The organism is Prevotella sp. FD3004 (genome assembly GCF_000746155.1).
Classification (GTDB): Bacteria; Bacteroidota; Bacteroidia; order Bacteroidales; family Bacteroidaceae; genus Prevotella.
Window position 1 is genome coordinate 414,787 of sequence record NZ_KN050819.1, and the last position, 13,280, is coordinate 428,066.

The 13,280-nt window shown below is 50.2% G+C and carries 6 protein-coding genes and 1 riboswitch; of the genes, 1 reads left to right on the top strand and 5 read right to left on the bottom strand.

The annotated features are described in order from the left end of the window. Positions 1–13 precede the first annotated feature (13 nt). Positions 14–3,574, bottom strand: a complete 3,561-nt coding sequence (gene ileS, locus T325_RS08790) for an isoleucine--tRNA ligase (protein ID WP_036912554.1) — start codon at positions 3,572–3,574, stop codon at positions 14–16. A gap of 186 nt (positions 3,575–3,760) precedes the next feature. On the opposite strand from ileS, the gene T325_RS08795 reads away from it, so the two are divergent. Beyond that, the gene (locus T325_RS08795) at positions 3,761–5,209 is read left to right on the top strand and encodes an anaerobic C4-dicarboxylate transporter (RefSeq protein WP_051949823.1); all 1,449 of its coding nucleotides are present in this window, start codon (positions 3,761–3,763) and stop codon (positions 5,207–5,209) included. A gap of 668 nt (positions 5,210–5,877) precedes the next feature. Further along, positions 5,878–6,065: riboswitch (cobalamin riboswitch) on the top strand. A 244-nt stretch (positions 6,066–6,309) separates the two neighbouring features. On the opposite strand, the gene T325_RS08800 is transcribed toward T325_RS08795, so the two are convergent. The 4 genes from T325_RS08800 to gyrA form a co-directional block, all read right to left on the bottom strand. After that, positions 6,310–8,055 carry a phospho-sugar mutase gene (locus T325_RS08800; RefSeq protein WP_036913647.1) on the bottom strand — a complete coding sequence of 582 codons (1,746 nt, stop codon included), beginning with the start codon at positions 8,053–8,055 and terminating at the stop codon, positions 6,310–6,312. Between the two features lie 92 nt (positions 8,056–8,147). Further along, positions 8,148–9,338: a tetratricopeptide repeat protein gene (locus T325_RS08805; protein ID WP_036912556.1), complete on the bottom strand. Its 1,191-nt coding sequence runs from the start codon at positions 9,336–9,338 to the stop codon at positions 8,148–8,150. Between the two features lie 89 nt (positions 9,339–9,427). Beyond that, complete coding sequence (locus T325_RS08810; RefSeq protein ID WP_036912559.1) at positions 9,428–10,642, bottom strand: tetratricopeptide repeat protein; 1,215 nt, start codon at positions 10,640–10,642, stop codon at positions 9,428–9,430. Between the two features lie 68 nt (positions 10,643–10,710). Beyond that, a complete protein-coding gene (gene gyrA, locus T325_RS08815) occupies positions 10,711–13,218 on the bottom strand; it encodes a DNA gyrase subunit A (RefSeq protein ID WP_036912562.1) in 2,508 nt (835 codons plus the stop codon). Positions 13,219–13,280 lie beyond the last annotated feature (62 nt).

Sequence of the window (13,280 nt, forward strand, 5' to 3'; positions counted from 1 at the left end):
TTATTGATATTAATTATTGTTTTGTCACCTTGATATTCAGCTTGAACTCATCGAACTCAACCTCCTGACCGTCATTGGCTTCCACCTTGATAGTATCGGCCAGCACCTGAGTCTTTATATAGTCTGCAAAGCCGTTTACGGCTTTCTCTACATCCTCTTGCGGAGCCAGCACTACGCTGATGCGGTCGGTAATCTCCAGACCACTCTCCTTACGGATGTTCTGAATGCGGTTGATCAGCTCGCGGGCCATACCCTCGTTCTTCAGTTCGTCGGTCAGTTCTACTTCAAGAGCTACGGTCAAGTTGCCCTCGTTGGCTACCAGCCAGCCAGGAATATCCTCGCTGATGATATCAACGTCTACAGCTTCAACGGTCAGCTGCTGCCCCTCTACCTCGATGCTGATGGTGCCCTGCTGCTCCAGCTGTGCAATCTGCTCCTGTGAGAGCTGATCCATAGCCGCAGCCACACCCTTCATCAGCTTACCGAACTTCTTACCCATAGTACGGAAGTTACACTTCACCTTCTTCACCAGCACGCCGGCTCCTTCTACGAAGCGAAGTTCCTTCACGTTCACCTCGTTCATGATCAGATCCTTCACGGCTTCGATGTGGTTCTTCTGTTCCTCGTCGACGGCAGGAATCATGATAGCCTGCAGTGGCTGGCGCACCTTGATGTTCACCTTACGACGAAGCGCCAGTACCATCGAGGTAATCTTCTGGGCCATCTGCATGCGCGCCTCAAGATCCTTATCAATCTGTGCCTCGTCAGCAACAGGGAACTTATCGAGGTGTACTGAGTCGAGTTCACCACCCAGATCCTTATACAGCTGGTCGGCATAGAACGGCGCAAACGGAGCCAACAGTTTGGCTACTGTCATAAGACAGGTATAGAGAGTCTGATAAGCCGAGAGCTTATCCTCGCTCATCTCCTTACCCCAGAAGCGCTTACGGTTCAGACGAACGAACCAGTTGCTCAGATCGTCGTTCACGAAAGTGTCGATCAGTCGGCCTGCGCGTGTGGGATCATAGCCGTCGAGCTCTTTCTCAACACCCTTGATAAGTGTGTTCAGACAAGAGAGAATCCAACGGTCAATCTCAGGACGCTTATCAAAGTCTACCTGAGCAGCCTCAGGATCGAAGCCGTCTACGTTGGCATACAGCGCAAAGAAGCTATATGTATTATATAAGGTGCCGAAGAACTTACGGCGCACCTCGTCAACGCCCTCTGGGTCGAACTTCAGGTTGTCCCAAGGCTCTGAGTTGGTCATCATATACAGACGTACGGCATCACTTCCGTACTTACCAATCATATCGAATGGGTTTACTACGTTACCCACGTGCTTCGACATCTTATTACCCTTGGCATCGAGCACCAGACCTGAAGAAATAACATTCTTGAAGGCTACCGAGTCGAAGATCATGGTAGCGATGGCGTGCAGCGTGAAGAACCAGCCACGGGTCTGGTCAACACCCTCGTTGATGAAGTCGCAAGGGAAGGCAATGCCCTTGTCAATCAGGTCCTTATTCTCGAATGGATAGTGGATCTGTGCGTAAGGCATAGAACCTGAGTCGAACCATACGTCAATCAGGTCGGTCTCGCGCTTCATAGGCTTACCGCTCTCTGATACCAGCACGATGTTATCTACATACGGACGGTGCAGGTCGATCTTATCATAGTTCTCCTTGCTCATGTCGCCGGGAACGAAACCATTATCCTTCAATGGGTTGCTCTGCATGAAGCCAGCCTTAACAGCCTTCTCTATCTCGTTGTAGAGCTCCTCTACACTGCCGATGCAGATTTCCTTACCATCCTCATCGCGCCAGATGGGAAGCGGAGTTCCCCAGAAGCGTGAACGAGAGAGGTTCCAGTCGTTCAGGTTCTCCAACCAGTTGCCGAAGCGGCCTGTACCTGTTGACTCTGGCTGCCAGTTGATAGTCTTGTTCAGCTCGAACATACGATCCTTCTTAGCAGTAGAGCGGATGAACCATGAATCAAGTGGATAATAGAGCACAGGCTTATCAGTACGCCAGCAGTGAGGATAGTTGTGTACGTGCTTCTCAATCTTAAGAGCAGTACCCTCCTGCTTCATCTCCATACAGATCACGATGTTCAGATCCTCTGCCTTAGCTGCAGCCTGCTCGTCGTACTTGCCATCCTTATTGAACTCGGGTGCATAGGCGTTCTTCACGAAGTCGCCTGCGTGATGAGCATAAGCCTTTGTGTCCAAGCACTTTGCAACAAACTGGTCATCCAGTTCTGCAATCTCGTAGTACTTACCCTGCAGGTCAACCATCGGACGGGTCTCACCTTTCTTATTTATAAGGAAGAGGCTTGGGATGTGAGCATCCTTAGCCACCTTGGCGTCGTCGGCACCGAAGGTAGGCGCGATATGTACGATACCAGCACCGTCTTCTGTTGTCACATAGTCACCAGGGATAACGCGGAAAGCCTCGCTCTCCATCTCAACAAACTGGTCCTTACCGTTCTCGCCGGTAAATACCTTCTCGGGATGGGCTGCAGCATATGCCTTCACGTAGTCGGCCGCATTCTGGTCGAGTTTAGCCGAAGGCTTCACCCAAGGCATCAGCTGCTGATACTTCAGTCCTACCAGCTCCTCACCAGTATAGTGACCAATGATACGATAAGGCACGAACTTCTCGCCCTTGTTGTATTCAGGCATCTCCTCGCCGTCAGTCATATTGCCCTCGGGAGCCAGATATGCATTCAGTCGGCTCTCGGCCAGGATGATTGTGATCTTCTCACCATTATAGGCATTATAGGTCTCCACGGCCACATAGTCGATCTTCGGACCTACGCAGAGGGCAGTGTTAGAAGGCAGCGTCCAGGGCGTTGTGGTCCAGGCCACGAAGTAAGGCGTACCCCACTTGGTCCACTCCTCTTTAGGATTGAGGGCCTTGAAGAGGGCGGTAACGGTGGTATCCTTCACGTCGCGATAGCAGCCGGGCTGGTTCAGCTCATGCGAGCTCAGACCCGTACCTGCAGCGGGTGAATACGGCTGGATGGTATAGCCTTTGTAGAGCAGTCCCTTCTTGTAGAACTGCTGCAGCAGCCACCACAGCGTCTCGATATACTTGTTGTCGTAAGTGATATACGGATTGTCGAGGTCAACGAAGTAACCCATCTTCTCCGTCAGGTCGCGCCACTCCTGTGTGAACATCATCACGTTCTCGCGGCACTTCTTATTATAGTCTTCAGTAGAGATGTACTTCTCTGAAGCCTTATTGTCAATATCGGCCTTGGTGATACCAAGTTCCTTCTCCACGCCAAGCTCTACAGGCAGTCCGTGGGTATCCCAACCAGCCTTACGCTTCACCTGGAAGCCCTTCATCGTCTTATAGCGGTTGAAGGTGTCTTTGATGGTACGAGCCAGCACGTGGTGGATGCCGGGGTGTCCGTTGGCCGAGGGAGGACCCTCGAAGAATACAAACTGCGGACAGCCCTCACGCTCGTCTACAGAGCGCCAGAACACGTTCTTCTCTCTCCACATCTCAAGGATGTCGTTGTTTACCTGAGTCAGATTCAGGCCGTTATGCTCAGCAAATCGTTTAGCCATCTATTTTATCTGTTACTTTTTACCTTTATTCTATTTGGGGCGCAAAGGTACTAAAAATATTCGATATGGCAAAAGGAAATAGTTTTTTTTAATAATTCTGGTAAAAAAGTATTGTTTTTCAATTTATTTGTTTATTTTTGCAGACAGAATTCTATTAATAACTTAAAAACTTAGAACTTTTTTATTATGGTTACATTCACTATGATTCTGCAGCTCTGTATCGTACTCGGAGCGCTGTGGGTAGGCTCGCGTTATGGCAGTCTGGCCCTGGGAGCAATCTCTGGTATCGGCTTGGCCATCCTTGTTTTCGGATTCGGCCTCAAGCCAGGCACTCCCCCTACCGACGTAATCTATATCATCATCGCAGCCGTCACCTGTGCTGGCATCATGCAGGCCTCGGGCGGTATGGACTGGCTCATCCAGATGGCTGAGCGCCTTTTGCGCAAGCATCCCGACCGCATCACATTCCTGGCTCCGCTCACCACTTTCTTCCTCACGGTACTTGTGGGTACGGGGCACGTGGTATATACTCTGATGCCTATTATCTGCGACATTGCCCTGAAAAAGGGCATCCGCCCTGAGCGCCCGTGCGCCGTGGCTTCCGTTGCCTCTCAGGTGGGTATCACATGTTCGCCCATCGCAGCTGCCGTAGTGGCTTTCGTCAGCATCTCCAACGCTAACGGCTTCGACATCACCATACCTCGTGTACTGATGATTTCCATCCCTGCCTGTATCTGTGGACTGATGGCAGCCGCTACCGCTTCCTACCACCGCGGCCTCGACCTCGACGAAGACCCCAGATTCCAGGCAAAGATCAAGGATCCCGAGCAGTATAAGTACATCTACGGCTCTAACGCCACGACACTCGACAAGCAGATTCCGCAGTCGGCCAAGAATGCCGTATTCATCTTCCTGGGCGCTCTCGCTGTCATCGTGTTCTTCGCTATCTTCCAGAACGCCCTGCCTTCATACGACACACTTCGGGCCGTAAAGGGCTCCGAACCCCTCACACTCGACACGAGCGCCACGCTGACGGCCGACATGCTGGTGAAGGCGAAAGTCCACGTCAACGGCATGACGGAATGGTTCGACAAGCCGCTGGCTATGAACATCGTCATCCAGATTGTCATGATCTCGGCAGCCGCCCTGATGATTATCTTCTGCAAGGCCGCGCCGAAGAAGGCCGTTTCAGGACCAGTATGGCAGTCGGGTATGGTAGCCGTCGTAGCCATCTACGGCATCGCCTGGCTGGCCGACACCTATTTCTCAAACTACCTGCCTGAGATGAAGCTGATGCTGGCCGACATCGTGAAGTCCTATCCGTGGTCTATCGCCCTAGTGTTCTTCCTCGTCTCGGTACTCATCAACTCTCAGGGCGCCGTGGTTGTAGCCATGCTGCCTCTGGCCTACTCGCTGGGCATAGAGGGTCCTGTGCTGCTGGGTGTTCTCCCTTCAGTCTACGGTTACTTCTTCATCCCCAACTACCCCAGTGATATCGCCACCGTCAACTTCGACCGTTCTGGCACCACGGTGATTGGCAAATACCTGCTCAACCACTCGTTCATGATGCCGGGCCTTATCTCTGTGACAGTCTCGACCATCGTGGCCTACACACTTTGCATGATAATCTATTAAACCAACTATCATAGCGACTATAGCTTTCAAGAGAGGTCTTCCCTGCAATCGCAAAGGGAAGGCCTCTTTATCTTATACGGAAATATTGCAACAAAGCGACTTGTAAGAATCGCATCTTTACGAGCAAGCCGCCCTTCAGCCGCAAATACGCGAGTTTTGAGCCGTTTCCGTAAGTCGCTGAGAACGTGAGCGTTACAGAAAAGTCTCATTTCCGCTCCTCGTTCAGACGTCATCTTTCGGTACAAAACAACTTGTTTTGTACCCGAAGAGACTATCTCCATCCCCCGTGGAGACTACTTTAGCGCGCATAAAACAACTTGTTTTACTCAAAAAGAGGTAGACTTTACGCCGAGTAAACCCTAAGTTTGCTACCGACAAACCCCAAGTTTCATTACGACAAACCCCAAGTTAGTCGTAATGAAACCCCAAAAGCGCCTCCCGCCGCCCTAGATTGAGCCAGCCAAGAAGCGCTTTTTTATGCATGTTTTCTTGACAATTCCAAGGATACTTCTACTCATTCGAAGCATCGGAGATTAGTGACCTCATACATCAGAATGCAATCATTAAATATGTGAATCAAAAAGAAAAAACGTAAAAGAAAGTTAATCAACGGGGTCTTTACCATATTTTATGCCACTTATTCGTATCTTTGCAACCGCAATACTACTTGTAGTGTTGCCCGTGATGGTTCGCTTAGCCGCGATTAATTGGGAATGTGAGTGTGAATCTCCAACTGTCCCGCAGCAGTGAACTCCATTATGGCTCTCAGGCAACAAACAGCCATTGAGCATTTGCTCGAGAAGGCGCTTGGGAGTGGAGCAAAGTCTGAAGACCAGCCATTTAACGGTTAAAATGCCGACCGCCCTCGATGTAAGGGTGTCTTGGCGCTAGTGAAGAAATCTTTCGAGAAGACTAACCGCACTGCCGTAAAAGGCTGCGGGGTGTATAAGTGTATTACGTGTATTATTATATAGGTAGTAAGGAGACCCTGTCGAGAGATAGCGTCTCCTTCATTTGCATATTCAAGTACCAATTTGAGACACAAAAAGAGCCCCGCCTATTAGCAGGGCTCTTACTTTTATCATAGAAGCACAGGGAGTTTAGAGATTCAGGCTCTTCTTCAGGGCCTCTATCTTCTCCTCGGCTGCCTTGGTGCAGCGCTCATAACAGCCGGCACACTTGAAGCTTGGATCCTTCACCTCGGTATAGAACTTAATCTTGGGCTCTGTGCCTGAAGGACGGACACTAACCTTGGTGCCGTCTTCGCAGAACCACTGCAGAACGTTCGAGGTGTCTGGCATGTTTAGCTTCTCTACCGTGCCGTCGGCCTTCTTGGCCTCCAGCGTCTGATAGTCTTTCCACAGACATACCTTCGAGCCGCCCAACTCCTTGGGAGGGTTCTCACGGAAGTTAGTCATCATCTGCTTAATCTCGTCGGCACCTGTCTTACCAGGACGAACCACGTTGATGGTCACCTCCTTTGAGAAGCCATACTCGGCATAGATGTTCATCAGCAGATCGTAAAGGGTCATGCCATTGTCCTTTGCCCAGGCGGCAATCTCACAAATCAGACAGATAGATGCTGGGGAGTCCTTATCGCGAACCTTATCGAACGGCAAGAAGCCAAAGCTCTCCTCGCCACCGCCGATATATTTCTGCTTGCCCTCAGAGACGCGAATCTCGTTGGCAATCCATTTGAAGCCCGTATAGCAATCACGAAGCTCTACGCCGTTCTTCTTGGCGATCTCAGCAATCACCTCTGTGGTAACGATGGTCTTTACGAGGAACTCGTTGCCTTTCAACTGACCTAGCTTCTTCTTGTTGGCAATGATATACCAGCAGAACATCATACAAGTCTGGTTTCCGTTCAGTATCTCCCACTCGCCTTTGGCATTGCGGCATACGATGGCCAGACGGTCGGCATCGGGGTCGGAAGCGATTACGAGGTCGGCATTCAGACGTGTACCAAGTTTCATGCCCAGCGTCATAGCCTCGGCATTCTCAGGGTTAGGCGAAACAACCGTTGGGAAGTTTCCATCGATGACCATCTGCTCGGGTACAACGTGGATGTTCTGGAAGCCCCAAGAGCGCAAGGCCATAGGAATGATGACACGACCCGTGCCGTGCATCGGTGAGTAAACGATATTGAGATCCTTCTGGCGAAGAATAACGTCCTGGTCGACCATAGCCTCTTTCACTGCCTGCAGGTAGTCCCAGTCCATCTCACCACCGATGATGTCGATGAGCTCCTTGTTACCCTCGAACTTAACGTCCTCAATCTTTACCTTATTTACTTCGTCGATGATACCCTTGTCGTGTGGAGCAAGTACCTGAGCGCCGTCGTCCCAGTATGCCTTGTAGCCGTTATACTCACGAGGGTTGTGGCTTGCCGTCACGTTCACACCAGCCTGACAGCCCAGCTGACGGATGGCAAACGAGATCTCAGGCGTAGGACGAAGGCTCTCAAAGAGATACACCTTGATGCCGTTGGCCGAGAAGATGTCGGCTACTGTCTCAGCAAACATACGTCCGTTATTACGACAGTCGTGACCTACGACTACCGAACTCTGCTTGCCAGGGAAAGCTTTCAGAATATAGTTGGCAAAGCCCTGAGTGGCCATACCCACGATATACTTATTCATGCGGTTGGTTCCTGCGCCCATGATACCGCGCAGACCACCAGTACCGAATTCCAGATTCTGATAGAAGGCATCGATCAGCGCCGTCTTGTCAGCATTGTCGAGCATAGCCTGTACTTCTTTTCTTGTCTCCTCGTCGAAGGCCGGAGCAAGCCATTCCTTTGCTTTTGCCTCACACTGGGCAATGAGTTGTGCATTATCTGCCATAATCTTCACTACGTTTAGATTGTTTGAATTATATTCTATATCACAAAGTTAGGCATTATTCTGGAATCTCCCACTACAATGCCATAACTTTTTCATTTCTTTAAGATTTTATCTATCTCGTCGAACTGCTTACCCATATTCAGGTTGAAGTAGATACGATAGAGGGCGGGGCCCCATTTGTCTTTCCCGTTTGGTTCAAGCCTTCTGTAGGCCTCCATATAGGGCAGCGCCCGCTGATACATCTTCTTCGCCTGTTTCTTGTTCTTACGCTGGTCAATGCTCTGAGCTATGTTCACACAGGCGATACCGGCATTGTAATAAGCATCGGCACTCTGCGGATTTACGTCTATCAGTCGTTCTGAATAGCGCAGACAGTCGGCATAGCGCTGCAGATTCAGCATCACCGTCGACTTAGCAAAGAGGAACAGCTCATTCAGACTGTCGACTTTCAGCGCCTGATCCACTACCCTGTTGGCATCTTTATAATTTCCCTTCATGGTGTAGCTGTCCATCAGTCTTGGGAAGAAGTAGGCAGACTTCACGTTCAGGCAGAAGCCTTCCCAAAGCACCGTCCTGTAGAGCGAGTCGTCGCCCAGCTTGCGCCACGCCTCAGCCATATACTGCAGCGTATTCTCAAGCTTGGCTGTGTCGCGACGCGCTAAATCGGCATAACGTAATGTCAGCACGGGGTCTGCACAACGAAAACCGCAATAGGTAGCCCAATAGGCCGCCTCACCCATACGGGGATCTTTGTCTGCTAAGTCGTATCCGTCAAACAACGGCTGTCGGTCGCAGTCAATATATGTCTCAAACAGGTCGAAAGCCTTAGCAAAGTTCTGCTTTCTCACGTAATAAGCACCACCGAAGAACAGGTTCGGCCTATAATTCGTCAGTCGCTGAGCATTGTCTTTCCGGTATTCCAGGCTTACCTTACCTTTCTTGTCTGGCATCATGTCTATCGAGTCGAGACGCTCTCCAACGGTAAACAGGCGTTTTGTCAAGTCGAACAGCTTCACCGTGTCCACCTTCTGTTTCAGATACATCTGTTCGTTCAGCTGGGCATACTGTTTCTCGACAGCTTGTAGCCAGATGTCGTATATGCGCTTATTGTACAGATTTGATGAATCCTTCAGCAGGTCGGTCATCATCTTCTCTGCCTTAGCATAGTCCTTGCCACGCAGCAAGATGGTCTTTGCCTCGCCTATCTGTTTACGCTGTGCTGCAACTGGCAGCAGTGCAAACAGTATCAGCATGATGGTGAATGCTCTCCTGATTCTAATCATTTAGTTATATTTAAGACATATAAGCAGGTGCAAAGGTAATTATTTCCCTTTGCACCTGCAAACTATTTTTCTCTTTTTAACAGATTCTGTTACTTGCTGTCTGCCTCGGCCTGCTGTGTCTCAGGGGCGTCAGGACCGTAGTAGTTGTAATAGGCACTCCAACGGTTATATCCCCAGTTGCTCTGCAGACGGTCAGGATCGAGTTCCTTTGCCTTGTCAAAGAAGGTGACTGCCTCTTTATAGAGAGCCTTCTGCTTGGCTGGATCCTCGGTATTCTGAGCCTCCAAGCTATAAGCGGTACCGGCATAGGTGGCGATAACTGCGTTGTCGGGCTTTACCTCGTAGGCCTTCTTCAGGTACTCGATAGCCTCAGCAGCCTTCTGAGCCTGCAACAGAGCGAGGCCCTTGTCGGCCAGAGCTACGAAGTTGTTAGGATTCTCTGCGAGTGCATCGTCAAGGATCTTAACGGCAGCAGTCTCGTCGCCCAAACCCTGCATAACATTGTAAAGCTTCTCCATCACACCGTCAACCTTATGCTCTGCATAGATATCCTTCAACTGATTGCAATATTTTACAGAGTCTTCCTTGGTCTTGAGTTCTGAGCCCAGAATTTCAAGCTTCAAGTTGAGGGCATTTTCATACTCCTGAGGATCCTTCATTGCGATGTCAGAGAGCTGGAGAGCCTTCTCCATATCCTTGTCCTGATAAGCAAAGACTGCAGCAAAGCGGGCAACCTGACCGAAGTAAGGCTTCTGCTGTTCACGGTCGCAGTTCTTAAACAGAGGGAATGTGTCGCTCTCAGCGAACATCTGCCAGAACTTGCGCGCTGTGGCATTATCTTTGTTAGTAAGAGCTTCCTGACCTGCGTTAACGAGGGAGTTACGAGGAGCCACCCAGAGGCGCTGAGCATTCTTCTCAGCAAAAAGTGGCTTCACCTTACCCTTCTCATTGGGCTTCTGGTCGTAGCTATCGCACTCCTGAGCTGCCAGCAGTGCATTGTATGCCATCTCTGCCATAAGCTTCTCATCGACGGGCTTTTCTTCTCTACCCATCTGCTTGGCGAGCTGATTTTCAGTCTGGATAGTGCTCTGAGCCAGGAACTGGTCCATGGCCAGATCAACGAGCTTGTTATAAGCCTTGGCCTTTTCGGCATCGTTAGCAAGAGAAGCAAGGCTGCTCTTTACAAGCGCATCAGCCTCAGCATAGGTCTTTGCCTTGAGGATAGCCTTCAAAGCGTCGCTGTCACCGGCAAAAGCGGTAGCACTGGCTACCAGCATCATTGCCATCATCATCATTTTTTTCATAAGCCTTTAAATTTGGTTGAATGTTATATAATTGATTTATTGTTTTGACGTGATTCTGCCAAGAAGGTTTAATCAGCCTCCTCGTTCACAACCTCTGCCTCTTCTATATCCTCGTCCTCAGCCTGAGAGTGCATCACCTTACATACTGAGGCAATAACATCGTTCTTCTTGGCGAGATTGATGAGACGAACACCTTGAGTAGCACGACCCATAACGCGAACGTCAGCCACCTTCAAGCGAATAAGTACTCCCGACTTATTGATGATCATGAGATCGTTCTCGTCGGTGACTACCTTGATAGCAACCAGACGGCCTGTTTTCTCGGTGATTGCAAGGGTCTTCACACCCTTGGCACCACGGGCGGTCTTACGATAGTCCTCAACCTCAGAGCGCTTACCATAGCCATTCTCACTGACAACCATGATGGTCTCCTCGTTAGGATCGTTGACGCAAACCATGCCTACAACCTCGTCGTCGCCACCATCGAGACGCATACCAATCACACCAGTAGACACACGTCCCATGGTGCGGACATCGTTCTCGTCGAAACGAACGGCACGACCGTTGCGGTTAGCCAGCAGCAGCTCGTTGTGACCGTTGGTAAGGCGTACGCCTACTACCTGGTCGCCCTCGTTGATGTTGATGGCAATCACACCGTTGGCACGTGGACGTGAGTAAGCCTCGAGGCAAGTTTTCTTGATGATACCCTGCTTGGTAGCGAATACCACAAAGTGTGACTTGAGGAACTCCTCGTCGTTGAAGTTCTTGATGCGCAGAACTGCATTTATAGCGTCGTCGGGCTCGATGTTGAGCATGTTCTGGATGGCACGACCCTTAGAGTTCTTGTCGCCCTCAGGAATCTCGTAACACTTCTGCCAGTAGCAGCGGCCCTTCTGGGTGAAGAACAGCAGTGTGTTGTGCATTGTGGCAGGATAGATATACTCGGTGAAGTCGTTGTCGCGATGACGGGCTGCCTTAGAACCCATACCGCCACGGCTCTGCTCATGGAAGTCGCTAAGTGGTGTGCGCTTGATGTAACCCATGTGAGAGATAGTGATGACAACAGGATCATCGGGATAGAAGTCTTCGGCATTGAACTCATGGTCGAAGGGGATAATCTCGGTGCGGCGCTCGTCGCCATACTTCTCCTTCACCTCCTGCAGGTCGTCTTTCATCACCTGCTTGCAACGCTCAGGATTATCAAGAATCTCCTGCAAGTCTGCAATGAGCTTCTGCAAGTCTTCAAACTCCTGATGGAGCTGATCAACACGCAGACCTGTCAGCTGACTGAGGCGCATGTCTACAATAGCCTTCGACTGGATCTCATCGAGTTCGAAACGCTTTTCAAGATTGCGCTGTGCGTCAGAAGGTGTCTCACTGTTACGGATGATACGAACGACCTCGTCGATATTGTTAACGGCGATGATCAAGCCCTCGAGGATGTGTGCACGTTCCTGAGCCTTGCGCAAATCATATTTGGTACGACGGATGGTTACGTCGTGACGGTGCTCAACGAAGTACTTCACACACTCCTTGAGTGTAAGCAAACGTGGGCGACCTTTTACCAAGGCGATGTTATTAACTGAGAATGAGCTCTGAAGGGCAGTCATCTTAAACAGCTTGTTGAGCAGTACGTTGGCATTAGCATCGCGCTTACAATCTACAACGATACGCATACCCTGTCGGCCTGACTCATCATTCACATTAGCTACGCCCTCGATCTTATGCTGGTTGGCCAGATCGGCGATGTAGGCTACCAGGTCGGCCTTGTTTACACCGTAAGGAATCTCGGTCACAACAATTTTATCGTGAGTCTCACCGCTCTCAATCTCAGCCTTGGCACGCATCACGATACGGCCACGACCAGTCTCGTAGGCATCCTTCACACCCTGCAGGCCATAGATATAAGCACCTGTAGGGAAGTCTGGGCCTGGGATATACTGCATCAAGCCCTCGGTATCAATATCGGGATTGTCGATATAAGCACAACAACCATCGATAACCTCACTCAGGTTGTGGGTAGGCATATTGGTAGCCATACCTACGGCGATACCGTTACCACCGTTAACCAGCAGGTTAGGAATCTTGGTAGGCATAACGGTTGGCTCCTCGAGCGAGTCGTCAAAGTTAGGTGCCATATCAACAGTTTCCTTCTCCAGGTCGTCCATAATGTGCTCACCCATCTTTGAGAGGCGGCACTCCGTGTAACGCATGGCTGCGGGCGAGTCACCATCGACTGAGCCAAAGTTACCCTGACCGTCGACCAGCGTATAGCGCATGTTCCAGTCCTGAGCCATACGAACAAGAGCTCCATAAACAGAACTATCGCCATGGGGGTGATACTTACCGAGCACCTCACCTACTACGCGCGCACATTTCTTATAAGGTTGTGTTGAAACGTTGTTGATGTTCATCATACCGTAGAGAATACGGCGGTGAACAGGTTTGAATCCATCGCGAACATCAGGAAGAGCACGAGCCACAATAACCGACATAGAATAGTCGATGTAGCTAGACTTCATTTCCTCCTCGATGTTGATCTTAATGATTCTGTCGTTGTCAAATGTCTGATCCATCAAAAAAACTTTTTTATTTATTTTACTTTCTTACTTGCTGCTTTAGAAGCGAAATCGCGTTT